14 protein-coding genes are annotated in these 16,476 nt (G+C 34.9%); 8 read left to right on the top strand and 6 right to left on the bottom strand.

The genetic code is table 11. From position 1 onward, the window contains the following. Positions 1-78: 78 nt before the first annotated feature. The 3 genes from EV197_RS10825 to EV197_RS10835 form a co-directional block, all read right to left on the bottom strand. The gene (locus tag EV197_RS10825; protein ID WP_130286775.1) at positions 79-1,029 is read right to left on the bottom strand and encodes a D-2-hydroxyacid dehydrogenase; all 951 of its coding nucleotides are present in this window, start codon (positions 1,027-1,029) and stop codon (positions 79-81) included. 34 nt (positions 1,030-1,063) lie between these two features. Then, positions 1,064-2,128: a 3-phosphoserine/phosphohydroxythreonine transaminase gene (gene serC, locus EV197_RS10830; RefSeq protein ID WP_130286776.1), complete on the bottom strand. Its 1,065-nt coding sequence runs from the start codon at positions 2,126-2,128 to the stop codon at positions 1,064-1,066. A 119-nt stretch (positions 2,129-2,247) separates the two neighbouring features. After that, entirely contained in the window at positions 2,248-3,309 is a 1,062-nt protein-coding gene (locus EV197_RS10835; RefSeq protein ID WP_130286777.1) for an acyl-CoA reductase, read from the bottom strand. Between the two features lie 66 nt (positions 3,310-3,375). On the opposite strand from EV197_RS10835, the gene EV197_RS10840 reads away from it, so the two are divergent. The 4 genes from EV197_RS10840 to EV197_RS10855 all read left to right on the top strand — a co-directional run bounded on the left by EV197_RS10840 (position 3,376) and on the right by EV197_RS10855 (position 6,231). Continuing rightward, positions 3,376-3,726 carry a 4Fe-4S dicluster domain-containing protein gene (locus EV197_RS10840; RefSeq protein WP_130286778.1) on the top strand — a complete coding sequence of 117 codons (351 nt, stop codon included), beginning with the start codon at positions 3,376-3,378 and terminating at the stop codon, positions 3,724-3,726. A 104-nt stretch (positions 3,727-3,830) separates the two neighbouring features. Further along, positions 3,831-4,439 (top strand): outer membrane beta-barrel protein, encoded by a 609-nt coding sequence (locus tag EV197_RS10845; RefSeq protein WP_130286779.1) that lies wholly within the window; start codon positions 3,831-3,833, stop codon positions 4,437-4,439. Positions 4,440-4,542: 103 nt separating this feature from the next. Continuing rightward, the gene (locus tag EV197_RS10850; protein WP_130286780.1) at positions 4,543-5,403 is read left to right on the top strand and encodes an alpha/beta hydrolase; all 861 of its coding nucleotides are present in this window, start codon (positions 4,543-4,545) and stop codon (positions 5,401-5,403) included. Next, positions 5,404-6,231, top strand: a complete 828-nt coding sequence (locus EV197_RS10855; RefSeq protein WP_130286781.1) for an alpha/beta hydrolase — start codon at positions 5,404-5,406, stop codon at positions 6,229-6,231. 42 nt (positions 6,232-6,273) lie between these two features. Here the strand turns inward: EV197_RS10855 and EV197_RS10860 are convergent, their stop codons facing one another. Together EV197_RS10860 and EV197_RS10865 are read right to left on the bottom strand one after the other, a co-directional pair. Further along, positions 6,274-8,892, bottom strand: a complete 2,619-nt coding sequence (locus EV197_RS10860; RefSeq protein WP_130286782.1) for a TonB-dependent receptor — start codon at positions 8,890-8,892, stop codon at positions 6,274-6,276. 193 nt (positions 8,893-9,085) lie between these two features. Continuing rightward, positions 9,086-9,598, bottom strand: a complete 513-nt coding sequence (locus tag EV197_RS10865; protein ID WP_130286783.1) for a hypothetical protein — start codon at positions 9,596-9,598, stop codon at positions 9,086-9,088. A 162-nt stretch (positions 9,599-9,760) separates the two neighbouring features. Here EV197_RS10865 and ychF point away from each other — a divergent pair, with 162 nt between their 5' ends. Next, entirely contained in the window at positions 9,761-10,855 is a 1,095-nt protein-coding gene (gene ychF, locus EV197_RS10870) for a redox-regulated ATPase YchF (RefSeq protein ID WP_130286784.1), read from the top strand. 227 nt (positions 10,856-11,082) lie between these two features. Next, positions 11,083-13,269, top strand: a complete 2,187-nt coding sequence (locus EV197_RS10875; RefSeq protein WP_130286785.1) for a tetratricopeptide repeat-containing hybrid sensor histidine kinase/response regulator — start codon at positions 11,083-11,085, stop codon at positions 13,267-13,269. Here EV197_RS10875 and EV197_RS10880 read toward each other — a convergent pair. Next, the gene (locus tag EV197_RS10880) at positions 13,258-14,028 is read right to left on the bottom strand and encodes an alpha/beta fold hydrolase (protein WP_130286786.1); all 771 of its coding nucleotides are present in this window, start codon (positions 14,026-14,028) and stop codon (positions 13,258-13,260) included. The genes EV197_RS10875 and EV197_RS10880 overlap by 12 nt on opposite strands. Positions 14,029-14,176: 148 nt before the next feature. On the opposite strand from EV197_RS10880, the gene EV197_RS10885 reads away from it, so the two are divergent. After that, on the top strand, positions 14,177-16,054 hold the full coding sequence (locus tag EV197_RS10885) for a M61 family metallopeptidase (RefSeq protein ID WP_130286787.1): 1,878 nt from the start codon (positions 14,177-14,179) through the stop codon (positions 16,052-16,054). Between the two features lie 75 nt (positions 16,055-16,129). After that, a complete protein-coding gene (locus EV197_RS17075) occupies positions 16,130-16,273 on the top strand; it encodes a hypothetical protein (RefSeq protein WP_165389047.1) in 144 nt (47 codons plus the stop codon). The last annotated feature ends 203 nt before the right edge of the window (positions 16,274-16,476 follow it).

A 16,476-nucleotide genomic window follows, 5' to 3' on the forward strand; every position in this document is an offset into this window, starting at 1 on the left:
TTTAAAACGAAGCACTACACAAAAAAAGCTTCTTATTTAAAAACAAGAAGCTTTGATTGATTTATCTAGTCACTATTTTTATTTCAGAATATCAATTATTTGTTCCGCTAATTCAACACCTATTCGATCCTGTGCCTCTCCTGTTGCAGCCCCAATATGAGGACTTAGGGAAAGTTTATGATTCATAAGAACTTGAATAGCTGGTGTGGGTTCGTTTTCAAAAACATCCAACCCAGCAAAACTTAGTTTCCCTTTCTCTAAGGCTTCAACCAGGGCAACTTCATCAACTACACCGCCTCTTGCAGCGTTAATAATACCAGCGCCATCTTTCATTTGTTCGATTTCTGACTTACCGATAACATACTCTTTCTGAGCAGGCACGTGTAAGGTGATAAAATCTGACTGTTTTAATACTTCTTCCTTTGAAACTGTATCTACTTTAAAACTTAAGGTTTGACCGTCGTAGAAATGCAATGGAATATCAACCGAATCTATATATGGGTCGAATGCAATAACTTTCATCCCAACACCAATAGCAATCTTCGCTGTTTCTTGACCAATGCGACCTATACCTATGACACCCAGTGTTTTTCCTCTTAGTTCGGTACCACCTGCATAATTCTTTTTCAGGTTCTTAAATTTGCTATCACCATCAAGCGGCATATTTCTATTGGCATCATATAAAAAACGAACACCTCCATACAAGTGGGCAAATACTAATTCTGCCACAGAACCCGACGAAGCAGCAGGTGTATTGATCACTTTAATTCCTTTTTCTCTGGCGTAGGCTACATCTATATTATCCATTCCTACACCACCTCTTCCTATAATTTTAAGGGATGGACAGTTGTCAATAATATCTGCTCTGACTTTGGTTGCACTACGCACTAAAAGTACGGCGATTTCATTTTTATTTAAGTAATCTACTAACTGATCTTGTGCAACCGTAGTGGTTAACACTTCAAAACCTTCTTTTTCTAAGGCCTCGATCCCGCTTTTAGAGATTCCGTCATTTGCTAGTACTTTCATAAACCTAACTATTTATATTTTTTCTAATTATGTTTTAAGCTTTTCGTTCTAAATCTCCCATAACATCAACTAGTACGGCGACACTATCTAGTGTCATTGCATTGTACATACTAGCTCTGTAACCTCCAACGCTTCTATGCCCGTTAACACCATTTATACCAGCTTCTTTCCACATGGCGTCAAAGGTTTCTTTAAGATCTCCATTTGCCAGCGTAAAAGTAGCATTCATCATAGAACGATCTTCCTTTTCTGCAAATCCATTAAATAAAGGATTAACGTCAATTTCAGAATAAATTAAGTTTGCCTTTTTCTCATTAAGTTCCTCGATTGCTGCAATACCGCCATTATTTTTTAACCATCTTAAGGTCAGCATTGAGGTATAGACAGCAAATACAGGTGGGGTATTAAACATACTAGCTTTGCTAATATGTACCTGATAATCCAACATAGATGGGATTTTTCTAGAAACTTTACCCAAAAGATCTTCTTTGACAACAACAAGAGTGGTTCCTGATGGTCCCATATTTTTTTGAGCTCCTGCGTAAATTAAATCAAATTTAGAGAAGTCCATTGTTCTTGAAAAGATATCACTACTCATATCACAAACTAAAGGAACTGATACCTCAGGGAAATCCTTGATTTGCGTACCAAATATAGTGTTGTTACTTGTAAGGTGTAGGTAATCAAGATCTTTAGGTATATCATACCCTTTAGGAATAAAATTATAATTGGCATCTTTAGAGGAAGCTACCTCTACAACTTCGCCAAAAAGTTTAGCTTCTTTGATCGCCTTGTCACTCCAACTCCCAGTATTAAGATAACCTGCCTTAGTTTCTAGTAAATTATAAGCAGTCATAAGAAACTGCATAGAGGCACCACCTTGTAGAAAAAGGGCTTTATATCCCTTACCTTCTAAACCAAGTAATTCAAGCACCAAATGGCGAGCTTCTTCCATTACATCAACAAAATCTTTGCTTCGATGAGAAATCTCAATAATAGAAAGACCAGAATTGTTAAAGTCTAATATGGCTTCTGATGCTTCTTTAAAAACTTCTTGCGGTAAGATACAGGGGCCTGCGCTAAAATTGTGCTTCTTCATCGGTATATGTAATTGTATTATATTAATATTTGTTTTGGTTTTTGATTGTAAAACACAACAAAGACTCCACAAAGGTGCTAATTATCTAATAGAATTGTATTATGAAAATGATAAATTATTTATTGAATTTTTATCAAAAATTCAATAGTGTCAACGCCATCTGCATAATCTATTAACTGAGGAGTTTGGGTTTGACCAAACTTAACTTGCTTGTCAATGTCTTGATTTCCAACTATACACTGAATTTTTTCTTCGTCTGCCTGTAACTGTTGCAACAGTTCATCCAGCTCATCGTATTTTTCATAGAACAAGGTTCCAATAGGAGAGGAGTAGCTAGTATCCTCTTTGAGAATGAGAAAACCATTTTCTAACAGTTTAAAGTCACTCATCAAATAGACTGCTTTATTATAATCATAATTGTTAGCGTATTTATTACCTTCAATGATATCGTGATACAAGTAAATTGACTTGAAAAACTTGTCAAAATCATAATCTTTTGGGACGAATAATTTGGAAACACTTCGACAACCTAAACCGTAATACCTAAAAATATCTTCTCCTAATTGATGTAATTGTTCTGGTGTTTCTTCCCCCGTTAGTATGGCTACTGAGTTTCTGTTTTTTCTAATAATACTCGGAACATCTTTAAAATAATATTCAAAATATCGTGCTGTGTTGTTGCTACCAGTAGCAATTATTGCATCGAAATCGTTCATTCTATCTTCCGTAAATGCAATTTTATTTTCGAAATCTTTATCGATAGCTATAAGTATTTTACTAATTAGCGGTAGTAACGGAGCGTCATTGGAAGATTGTTTTACAATAATATGATGACCGCTAATTAAAACACAGAGAAAGTCGTGAAATCCTACTAACGGAATATTACCCGCCATTATAACACCAACTTTTTTAGGAGTAACTTCAGGGATGGCATATCGGGATAACCATTCTTCTAAATTAGTTTGTTGTAAGGCAGCAGCCCATTGTTCTATGGCAAAAAGCATATTATCTTTTGTAAACCATCCATTATAATGTGAAGCACTTTCTATTTTTTGAACAAATTTGTCATAAAATGAAGTATTTAAATCTAGTGATGTAACTTTTTGATAGCCAGTAGTTTTGAATTGATCTAAGAAACTGCCTAGTTTTGCAAAAGCGTGGATGCGTTGCGTTAAACCCATTGGATATTTGTTTATGACTTGTTTAGGAGTTATTTTTGTTATGCAAATTTAGAATAAAAAAGAGCTATGGCAATTATTATAACAGATGAATGTATAAATTGTGGAGCGTGTGAGCCAGAATGCCCTAACACTGCAATTTATGAAGGGGCTGATGACTGGAGATACGCAGATGGCACTGATCTTGAAGGAGATGTAGTGTTACCCGGTGGAAAGGAAGTCAATGCCGAGGAAGCACAAGAACCGATTAGTGATGAGATCTATTACATCGTACCCGAAAAATGTACGGAGTGTAAAGGGTTTCATGAAGAGCCACAATGTGCAGCGGTGTGTCCAGTAGATTGTTGTGTGCCAGATGAGGATGTAGTGGAAACAGAGGAGTTTTTGTTACAGAAACAAGCCTTTATGCATAAAGAATAAATACTAAAGCGTTACTTAAAAAACCCATCCAATTTGGATGGGTTTTTATTTTATTTTGAAAATTTAACTATTTTCGTCAAAAATTAACCCTCAAATCAATAGTAATGAAAAAAATAATTTTAGCAGCAATTGTTCTATTATCTGCTGTATCCTATGGACAATATAGATGGGAAGTATCAGGAGGACCTACCTTTTCTAATCTTTCTATTGAAGGTCAAGAAACCAATTCCAGCACCGGATTCTACTTCAATGCTGGTTATGGTTATGTTACAGGAGTACGGGCAAAAACAAGTTTTGTCTTTTCTATAGACTTACTTCAGCGTAAAAGTGAAATAGAATCAGGAGCAGTTAGTGTACCTTCATTTGAATATAAAGCACTTCAGGTTGGATTTAACCCTAAGTTTAGATATTTATTCAATAGCGGTAAAGATCGTTTTAGACCATTCATTAACGTGGGACCAAGTTTTCGTTTAAATCTTGATGTAGAATATGCTGGGCAGGAACTTGAGGCAGGAGAAGAGTATGAGCAACTGGTTATTGGAGGAGTTTATGGAATAGGATTTTCTCAAATGATAGGTGAGATGTTTGATATTATGGCAGAAGTAGGTGCAATGAATGACTTTACGGATAACTTAATTGATGTAGACAGTAAATTTTTTGACATATACGCAAGAGTTGGGGTTCGTTTTAGAATCTATGACGCTCGTAGATAAAAAACTTTTCTTTTAATCAAATTATAAAAACACTCTGCTCGATCAGGGTGTTTTTTTATGCTCAATTTATTTTCGTAAATTTAAGTAGTTTATTGAAAATCAAATGTCTGGTTGGTTACATATGGTCTTGATTATTGCGGGTATTTATATTGGCATTAGTCTGATTTTGTATTATTTTCAGGAGTATTTCATCTTTAAACCAGAGAAATTAGACCGGGATTTTATATTTCATTATAAAAATCAGAGGGTTGAAGAATATGATCTGAAAACTCCAGATGGAGCAGTGCTCAATGGGTTACACTTTATTGTAGATCGCCCAAAAGGAGTGGTGCTTTATTTAAAAGGGAATTCTAAGAGTATTAAAGGGTGGGGTAAATACGCTGTGGATTTCACTAAACATGGCTATGATGTTTTTATGGTCGATTATCGAGGTTTTGGAAAAAGTACGGGTAGGAGATCGTTAAAAACTTTACTTCGAGATTTGCAATTCGTTTATGATAGCATCAAAGAAAAGGTCGATGAAAAATATATTATTCTTTATGGACGTTCTATGGGTTCTGGATTTGCAGCTAAGTTGGCTTCAACAAATAATCCAAGTATGCTAATTTTAGACGCTCCTTACTATAGCTTAACCAAGGTTGCAGCGAAGTTTATTCCTTTTATGCCAGTTTCTTTGATCTTACGGTACCCAATTCCAACTTATAAATGGCTAAGACATGTCAATTGCCCTATTCATATTATCCACGGAACCAAAGATAAACTCATACCGTTAAAGTCTAGTATCCGGCTGTCCAAAATACGGCCAAAGCTAACGCATTTGTACACGGTAATAGGAGGTGGGCACAAAAATTTAACTGAATTTGAATCTTATCACAAGGTACTTGAAAAAATAATAGCCAATAAATTGAATGGATTTACTATTAAAAATGCAAGTATTGGAGTATTACACACTAATGAGAACTAAATGCGTAAATTTTTAAAAGTCCTGTTACTACTTGGAATATTTTACACGATTACTATTCTCATACTGTATTTTTTTCAAGAACAAATATTATTTCAACCAGATGAACTTTCTGAGGACTATACCTATCAATTTAATGAACCATTTAAAGAGTTGTTTCTAGAAGCCAAAGATGGTTTATGTCTTAATGCATTACATTTTAAAACTAAAAATCCTAAAGGGGTAATATTGTACTTTCATGGAAATAGGGGGAATTTAAAAAGATGGGGAAGTATCGTGTTGTTTTTTGTAAAAAAAGAATACGATGTCATCGTTATGGATTATAGGGGCTACGGTAAGAATGAAGGTGATATTACTGAAAAAAGCTTATATAGCGATGCACAATCTTTTTATGATTATACCCTCACTCAGTATTCCGAAGATCAGATTATACTATACGGAAGATCTATTGGAACTGGTATAGCTGTAAAAACCGCTGCCAATAATTGTCCTAGAAATCTGGTGTTAGAAACCCCATATTATGATATAAAAGATATCGTAGAAAGCTGGTTGCCTCATATACCCGTAAATTTATTATTGAAATATAAGATTCCATCGGGTAGGTTTATTAAAAATGTAAGCTGTTCCGTAACAATTTATCACGGTACTAACGATTTAGTGGTTCCTTATAAGTCTGCAAAGAAATTATATCAAAAAATTGAATCCTCAAAAAAACAGTTTATTACCATACCAGAGGGATCTCATAATAATTTAGTAGAATTTGAAGCGTATTTAAACACCATAGAATCAGTACTTGAGAATCAATATACGGTTATAGCAAAAACGCCGTAAATGCATAATTTACGGCGTTTTTAATTTTGAATATACTATTTTTTAAAAGCTGAAATCTAATCGCGCGTAATAGAAAGCTCCACTGAAACCCATTTGTACGGAATCCCAATAGCCACCTGCTTCTGTCTCTCCATCATTTTGTTGATCTGGATATTCATTAAAAATATTTATCCCCCCAATAGAAAACTTCGTAGTTGGAGTGAGTTGATATCCAACTGTAAGATCTGTTGTTAGTTTAGCACTATATTCATCATCATTATCTGCAAAATCTACCAAAGTAATAGCGCTGAAGTAATTTAGCGCAAGTCCTGCGTTAAATTTTTCACTGCTATAATTCGTATTGAAGTTGAATTTACTGTCTGGCGCTGACGCTAATAAAAAAGCTTTTTCTCTTCTACCAAAGAAGATATCTTCATCAAGATCTGTTTTAATGTCCTTGATGGTCATATTGTTAATGTTACCTGCAAGGGTAGCAGACAAGTCTCCAAAGCTGTAGGAACTTTCCCAGGAAAAGATGATATCTAATCCAAGGGTTTCGGTGTCTACACCATTTGCAAAGAACTGAGCTTGATTAACATTTGGAATTTGGGGAGCGTCAAAGGTACCTGTAAGTACAATACGATCCTTTACATCGATATAGTACCCATCTAGTGTTAAGGTAAAATCGCTAAAGTTTGCAGTGAAGCCTAAGGAGGCATTTACTGCGGTTTCCTCTTTTAACTGTTCAATTCCAAAAGAAGCCGTTACTGGGCTATTATTGGCGGATAGTAAAGTTTCTGTAGCAACACCACCCTGAAAATCTGTAAATCGTAGATTGTAATAGATTTGAGCCAAAGAAGGTGCTCTAAATCCAGTACTAACAGAACCTCTTATATTAAATTCGTCTGTAGCTTTTACTCTAAAGGCAAGTTTTCCGTTGATTGTACTTCCAAAATCACTGTAGTTTTCAAAACGTGCAGCAGCAGCAATCAAAAAATTATCTGTAATATCCAATTCTGCATCGGTATATAAGGATACATTCGTTCTTGATCTATCCACTTCATTATCTGGGCTATAACCTGGGAAGCCTTGAGAACCACCGGGCCTTAAATTGCCAGAATCGGGATCAGTTGGTGGAGTTTGTGTTGAGGGATCAATAATAGGTCTACCTTCCGTGTCATATGTAGCATAGGAACCTTCTTCGCCTGCAAAAATTATAAAATTTTCTGTTCTGTATTCTGCTCCCACTGCGATATTTAAACCTTCCATCGTGTTCGGATAGAATTTTGAAAAATCAATACTCGTGGTATTCTGAGAAAGGCTGTGTCCACCAGCATCAAAATCAGTTGGTGATACTTCTTCTAATGAAGCGTTGAGCGTACCTTTAATGAAGTAATGAAAATTGTTTTTTCCCCAAGTGTTATTGATGTCAATTCTCCAACCATTTTCAGTTTCTGTGCGGATACCGGCAGAAATTGAATTGTCAATAATAGTTGAAGTGATTCTTGGAGTGAATCCATTAGGGTAGATGTCAGTAACCACGCGTTCCCCTCCGTTTCGAGTAAAAGCATAGGCATCAGTATCCCTAAAATTCCTGCCTCCAAAGGCATATATTTCGGTATTGGTTGTAACTGGAATGACAGAATTTGCAAAGAAATTGAACCCATCAATCGCAGCCTCACCAAATCCTCTTCTAAAATCGTATCCAGGTCGTAACGTCTTATTTTTACTAATATATTCTGTAGTAAAGTTGGCAAAACCGTTGGAGCCGATTTCAACACCATAGTTTGCTGCTACTTTAACAGAACCGCCATCAAAGTTTTGATCTTCTCCGATGACATTACCATCTCTACTAGTATCCAATCGATTACCGTCGGTATTTGGTGTTCCATTAGGGAAATCCCCTTGGGCATTTGTATTATAAGCGCCATAACTCACACCACCGTTTAAAACACCGGTATTATTCTTTAGTACAATATTGATAACCCCTGCGATAGCATCAGATCCGTACTGGGCTGCTGCTCCATCTCTTAAGATTTCAATTCGTTTAATTGCTGCGGCAGGGATTGCGTTTAAATCTGTTCCAGAATTTCCTCTACCTCTTGTACCGAATATGTTGATAAGCGAAGAAGTGTGTCTTCTTTTTCCGTTAATAAGCACTAAGGTTTGATCAGGTCCTAAACCTCGAAGCGTTGCTGGATCGATATGGTCTGCACCGTCAGACCCTGATTGTTTGGTAGCATTAAAAGAAGGAGCCGTGTATTGGAGTAGCTGGTTAACTTCTATCTTACCACTTTTGGTAATCACATCTTGCATATCGATAATGTCAATGGCTACCGGGGTATCGGTTGCAGTACGATTTGGGCTTCTAGATCCAACAACCACTATGGTACTTAAAGCCTCCCCCTCTGCAAGAGTTACGTTTATTTCGGTTTGATCGTTAACCAAAATTTCTTGTGTTTCAAACCCGATGAAACTGAAAACTAATGTAGCACCTTTGTCAACAGCTATACTATAGTTCCCTTCTTCATCTGTAGTAGTTCCTGTTGTGGAACTCTTTTCAATAATATTAACATACGGGATGGGTTGCCCGGAGGGATCGGTGACTTTTCCTGTAATGATTTGTTGACTAAACCCAACAAAGCTTAGTAAAATAAAAGTAATGAGTGTGAAGTTTTTCATGTAATGTTTATTAAGTTGGTAATTGTCCTTAAAGATATTTAAAAGATTTATGGTTTTTAAATATGTTTAAAGTTTTATATAATCGGTAATTATCTTTAACGAGATGTAAAGAATAGCATAGCTGTGCCATCTTTTTTTGAAAATCTACCAAACTTTTATTTACAGTCTTTACACTTGAACGTTCTTGAAATAATCAATTTACTTCAAATCTTTTTGTTGCAATTTCATCCTTTTCAGCATCGTATTCCTGTATGACAAAGTGGTTTTCTGTATCAAAATGCCCCAATTTATTATCCTTTTCTTCAAAATGTACAATGTAATATTTTTCGTTAAGCGGTCTTGCTTTGCCTATTTTTTTTATACCATCTTCTATGTATACAATAAGATAACCGTTACCATCTGGGACCATAGAAAATTCTTGAGCATTAGATAACGACCCAGACGATACTTCTACAATAGCATCCGTATACATAGCATCTTGGTTGGTTTGGGTTGAGTCATCAGGATTTAGTTGAATTGAGCTCTTCTTGGTTATTTTTTGTTCTTGTTTGATAACCTTTTCTTCTCCGTTAGGTCCTTTAATTCTAATTATCTTAGTAATGGTTTCTTGAGATATATTTTCTGTTTTATCACTTTCAGTTTCTTGAGCCCATAGCAAAGAAGGTGTTATTAAAAGTAGTAGTCCAATAATTTTTGAGGTCTGCATGTAATTTTATTTATTATTAAACATAGTTGTGAAATTACAAAAAAAGTTCAAGTAGCAAATTATAACAAGCTTCATCAGTATTTTTTAGCTAATTTTTGTAATCAATTCATCAATAGCATTATCTTTGCAGACTTTAAAATTCTAAGTATATAAAACTTAACTATGAAAGCAGGAATTGTAGGGTTGCCAAATGTGGGGAAATCAACACTTTTTAATTGTTTGTCTAATGCTAAAGCTCAGAGTGCTAATTTTCCTTTTTGTACGATAGAGCCTAATGTTGGTGTAGTAAATGTACCTGATCCAAGACTTAAAAAATTAGAGGAGCTTGTAGACCCTGAACGTGTGATCCCTGCAACGGTGGAAATAGTGGATATTGCTGGATTAGTTAAAGGAGCAAGTAAAGGAGAAGGTCTTGGAAACCAATTTCTTGGTAATATCAGAGAAACAGATGCTATTATACACGTATTGCGATGTTTTGAAAATGATAATATAGTACACGTAGACGGTTCTGTAGATCCTATACGTGATAAAGAAACAATAGACATCGAATTGCAACTAAAAGACTTAGAAAGTATTGAGAAAAAACTCGATAAAGTAAAGCGTGCAGCAAAGACTGGTAACAAAGAGGCTCAAAAGGAAGAGTCTGTATTGTTGAAGCTTAAGGAAGGTTTGGAAAGCGGTATATCTGTGCGGGCTATAGAAGTGTCAGAAGATGATAGAGAAACATATGTTCAGCCACTGCAACTCATCACGGATAAGCCAGTTTTATACGTATGTAATGTAGATGAGGGGTCAGCAGTTCAGGGTAATGCCTTAGTGGAGAAAGTAAAGGAAAACGTAGCTAATGAAAATGCAGAAGTTATCACCCTAGCCGTAGCTACCGAAGCCGATATTGCGGAACTTGAAGATTATGAAGAAAGAGAAATGTTTCTTCAGGATATGGGGCTAGAGGAACCGGGTTCTTCAGTACTTATTAGAGCAGCATATAAGTTATTAAATCAACAAACCTATTTTACAGCTGGTAAAAAAGAGGTTCGTGCTTGGACCGTAAATATTGGCGCAACAGCCCCAGAGGCAGCAGGAGTGATCCATACCGATTTCGAAAAAGGCTTTATCCGTGCAGAGGTTATAAAATATCAGGATTTCTTAGACTACGGTAGTGAGTCCAAAGTTAGAGAAGCTGGTAAACTAGGTGTTGAGGGTAAAAATTATATTGTTAAAGATGGTGATGTAATGCATTTTTTATTCAATGTGTAATTGCGATAATATTATTACTTTTAGATAAACTTATTGGAGTCAATATAGTAGAGTAATTTTTTGATTTTCAGTACTTTTCTATTACTCTTGCGTATAAGACGATTAATTACCTAAATTTTTAGTATTTTAAGGTTTTAATACAGGTAAATAGATTGTTTTGTCATTGCTTTTCCCTTTTTTTAATGACGTGTTTATAAAATGAGTTTACTTGCTAAATAAAGTTCATTTTGGGAAAGAAATATATCTACTTAAGTTTAATTTTTCTTGTGTCATTTAATGCCATTGGTCAAGAACCTAAAAGGGTAGTTATTGATAGTATTCAAGAGTTAATTGATATTTCTAATGACTTGACTTTTGAATTTAAAATCAAAGAATCATTAGAATACGCCATCAAAGCTGCTAATTATGCTCATAAATTAGACAACGATTATTACAAAGGGCACGCCTATTATATGATGGGTTATAATTACAGTGTACTTGTTGACCATAAGAGTGCCGAAAAAAGTTATCGAAACGCTTTGGAATATGCTACAAAAGCAAAAGACTCCGTGCTTATGCTTTGGAGTTATAATGGTCTAGGTAGTGTATACTCCGATGGGTACAATAATTTAGAGACTTCGTTAGTATTTTACAATAAAGCTAAAGACCTCGGAAAAATCCTTGAAATGGATGAGGAATATATGACCCCAGTAATTAATTTGGCCTGGACGTATATTGATATTAAAGAACCGGATAAGGCCTATCCCTATTTGCTGGAAGCGGAACAATTAGTCACAAAAACCAGAGATCTTCGTGGGTACTGTGAGGTAATGTATTTGCAAGGAAGATATCACTTTCAAAAAGGAGAATTAGACATTGCCAAAAATAAATTTAATGACTGTTTGGAGACGGCAAAGCAGCACGATATTTTGGCTGATCTATCCTACGTATTTGAATCCAGAGCGGAGTTATTCCAAAAAATTGGAAAAATGGATAGTGCCTATTATGATTTACAGGCGTATCAGAACTATAAGGATAAATTATACGATAAAGAAAAATTAAAACAAATAGAGGTAGCCAAAATAAGCTTTGGAGTAGATGAATATGAACGACAGCTTAATGTAGCCAAAGCTGAAAAAGAGTACCAAGAAGGTATAACGCGTAATAATAAAATTATTAATATCATATCTATTGTTGGCTTAATAACCTTGCTTGGTATTATCGTTTTTGTTTACCGCGAATATCGAATTAAGGAAAAATTGAATAATGCCCTTAAAACAAAGAATGAACAACTTGTAGAGGCTAAGCTCGAAGCAGAAAAACTGGCCCAGGCTAAATCTCAATTCGTATCGACCATTAGTCACGAACTAAGAACTCCATTATATGGGGTTATAGGGATTTCGTCTTTGTTATTAGAAGATCAAGAAATACTGCCGAAGCATAAAAAGTTATTGGGATCTTTGAAGTTTTCTGGGGACTATTTATTGAATTTGATCAATAATGTATTGAGAATTAGTAAAATAGAATCACAAGAACCAGAGCAAATAAAGACACCAACGAATTTGTATAAGCTTTCGCAAAACTTATTGAATTCTTTTGAATACCAAGCTAAAAGCAAAAATAATCAGCTTAATTTAGATGCTCCAAAGGATTTACCTGAAACGGTGAGTGTAGATTCATTAGGGTTATCAGAAGTACTGGTAAACCTAATTGGTAATTCTTCGAAATTTACTGAAAATGGTAATATCTGGTTACGGATAAAGGTGCTAGATCAAACCAATGAAAGCCTAACCATTAGGTATGAAGTAGAGGATAATGGATTAGGTATACCAGAGAATAAAAAAGAATTTATTTTTGAAAAATTTTCACAATTGGATCGCGAATCTAATAAGGTTGAGGGTACTGGGCTGGGCTTATCCATAGTTAAAAATATCTTGGCCAATATGGATAGCCAAATCTATTTAGAAAGTGAAGAAGGGAAGGGCACCAAGTTTTATTTTGACCTTACTTTGGAGGTTATCAATGAAATAGAAGAAAGCAATCTAAAAAATGATGAGAATGACAATAGTAAGTCTTATCATAAAATATTAGTTGCTGAAGACAACAAAATCAATCAGATTGTTACCAAAAACTTACTGAATTTAATAGGTTATGATTGTACCATTGTCGAAAATGGATTTAACGCAATACAGCTTGTTAAAAAAGAAGATTTTGATCTCATTCTTATGGATTTAAATATGCCTTATGTGGATGGTAGAGAAGCTACCAAACGAATACGAGAGTTTGACAAAACCACTCCAATAATCGCTTTGACTGCAGCGGAAATTAGTGAAGTGAAAGATGAATGTATTGCGCTGGGTATGAATGACCTTATTAATAAGCCACTTAACAAAAACGATCTTAAGACAATTATTAAAAAGAATTTAAAAACTTAGTCTTTTTATAAAAGAAATAGTTTCCGCTATAACAGTTTTACGATCTTCTTTATGTGGTGTATGACCTACATCTGGTATGATAAGTGATTGAGATTCTCCGGATGTTTGAGTGGTGATACTATCTACCTGAGCCAAAGAACCATATTCATCTTGTTTTCCTTGAATGATAAGCGAGGGGCAAAGAATAGCGTTGAGGTATTTTTCTATATTCCAATTAGAAAAGCTAGGGTCTAACCAAGTTTCTGTCCATAGCTTAAATACCTTCTCAGTTTTTTCACCATGATATTTAGTTAACCGTTGTTTTAGATCTGTAGTTTGATATAAATCCACAGCATCTCGTATGCCTTGAAGCGTTATTTCTTCTACAAACACGTGTGCCCCTTCAGTAATAACAGCTTTTACTTGTTCAGGAAATAGTGCTGCGGTTAGTAAAGCTATAGAACCTCCATCACTATGCCCAAACAAAATTACGCTATCTAGATGTAACCCTTGGATAATTTTAAGTAAGGTATGAGCTTCTTCTTCAAGATAGGTTATTTTTCTTTTTTTAATCCTAAAGGGTGATGACTTGCCATAACCTTGTCGGTCAAAAGAAATACAGCTTAATCCTGTTGTTTCAGCTATTTGCTTCGGAAAATCACGCCATAACGCGGTGCATCCTAAAGAATCGTGCAAAAACAAAATTGTAGGTTGTTCTCTTGTAATTGGTGAACCGTATACCTTATAAAAATAGTGGGTACCGTCTAGGGTAAGTTCCATTTTTTTGTTCAAAAATATTAGAATCGGCTTTAAACTTTATAGTATTTTGTGATAAAAATGTAACATTTTCCTTAATACGACGTCTACTAAACTAAGTTGTTTTGTAAAAAAACAAGGGGAAAACCATTAATTAATAATATAAAAACTTGTGAAAAAAATAATTGCTACCATTTCGATGGGATTACTATTAGTGTCCTGTGGAACTAAGAATATTACAAATGATTTAGCCATAAATGCACCAATAGAAACCGCTATTGACCTAACGGAGGCTGCTACTGATAAAGTGCCGGTTACTATTGATCCTGCTAGGTTTTCTAAAGATACAGTTACCTTTTACTTGCCTAAGGTAGTTCAAGGTACGTATGCAGTAAGTGATTTTGGTAAGTACGTAGAAAACTTAAAAGGATTAGACTATGAAGGAAACACCGTTGCTGTAAACAAATTAGATGATAATGCCTGGCAGTTTACTAATGCTACCAAATTGGATAAGATTCAATATTTGGTGAATGACACCTTTGATGTTGAAGCCGAAAATAACGGTGATCCTTTTTCACCTTCGGGTACAAATATTGAGGAAACTAACTTTGTATTAAACCTCCACGGGTTTATTGGTTATTTTGATGTACTCAAAAATAATCAATACACACTTCAGGTTACTGCTCCAGCGGCAATGAAAAGTGCATCAGCATTACCACTTTCTAAGACAGAACAGACCGAAGATGGTTCTATCCGAATTGACAGTTATTTTGCATCGAGATACTTCGAAATTACGGATAATCCAATGATGTATGGAGATTTAGATATTGAAGAATTTGAGGTGGGTGATATAAAAATAGTATTAAGTGTTTATTCACCAAACGGGGTTCATTCTGCAGCAAAAATTAAGGAAACTGTGTACAAGATGATGAAAGCGCAGAAACAATACCTTGGAGATATTGATAGTACACCACGTTATGATATTTATTTGTACCTGGCACCAGCAGCAGAAAATGCTCCGAGTGGATTTGGGGCTTTAGAGCACCATACCTCTACGGTGGTTGTTTTACCCGAGCAAATGCCAGACGAAGCATTAGCTAGTTCCATGATTGATGTGGTTTCTCATGAGTTTTTCCATATTGTAACGCCTTTAAGTGTTCATTCTGAAGATGTTCATTATTTCGATTATAATGATCCTACATTCTCTAAACATTTATGGATGTATGAAGGTGTAACTGAGTATTTTGCTACCTTATTTCAAGTAGATCAAGCATTAGTTGAAAAACAAGAATTCTACGATAAAATCATGGAAAAAATTCAGGCTTCTAAAAGTTATGATGACGCTATGAGCTTTACGGTAATGAGTCAAAATATATTGGAACAACCCTATGCAAGAAACTACGCCAATGTATATCAAAAAGGTGCTTTGATCGGAATGTGTATAGATATTTTGCTTAGAGAGCAAAGTAATGGACAACGCGGTATACTTTCTTTGATGAAAGAATTGTCTACTAATTATGGAAAGAATAAGCCTTTTGAAGATGATAAAATTATTGAAGAGATTACTGCAATGACATACCCTGTTGTGGGTGACTTTTTGAAAACCCACGTTCAAGGAACTACTCCTATTGACTATAATGTCTTTTTTGATAAGGTTGGTCTAACTATTGGAGAAGATAAGGTAGCTACAGACTATGTAAGAAATGCAGGTGCTTTTATAGTATCTGGTAATCAAGAGAAAGGTACTATTTATTTTAACGATCTGGTAAGTGAAAATAGCTTCTGGGCAGAAAATGGCGTACAACCAAATGATGAAATTGTTGAAGTAAATGGAACCGAACTTACCATGGCAAATGCAAACGCCGTATTGGGGGCTACATTTCAATGGCAAATAGGTGATGATATAGAAGTTAAACTGAATAGGGCAGGAGAAGAAGTGATTATTAAAACAAAAGTCGCTACGTCTTATACTCAAGGAAAGAGAATTAAAGAACAAGAAGATGCCTCTCAACAGCAGGTTGCTTTAAGAAAAACATGGCTTAAAGGTTAACGTATTTATACCTTTTCCTTAACTAGCTTTTAACTGAACGTTTGTGTGTTTTTTAGTATATTAAAATAAAAAATTATGCATAAGAAACAAGCAAATGAAGATGTTATTTTGGCAGACATGCACGCCGATGGGACAAAGTTTACAAAAGAATTAGCAGCTAGAAAAAAAGCAAAAGAATTTCAGAAAGAAAGAGTAGAAAGACTTAAAAGTAAAAAGTGATGAAGCAGAGTGTATGTAGGTACACTCTGTTTTTTTAATGCAATTCATTAAAATTTATGGGCATATGTAAACATCGCATTATTAAGTCTTTCCTACTCTTTTGTCATAATTGTTAAAAGCACAAATTATATTTACAACTATAACTGCTTAGCATTATGGTAAAAGCATAGTTTGTGTTTTTTTAGTATATTTATAATTCTAAA

Origin of the sequence: Aquimarina brevivitae (assembly GCF_004216895.1) — a bacterium.
Taxonomy (GTDB): Bacteria; Bacteroidota; Bacteroidia; order Flavobacteriales; family Flavobacteriaceae; genus Aquimarina; species Aquimarina brevivitae.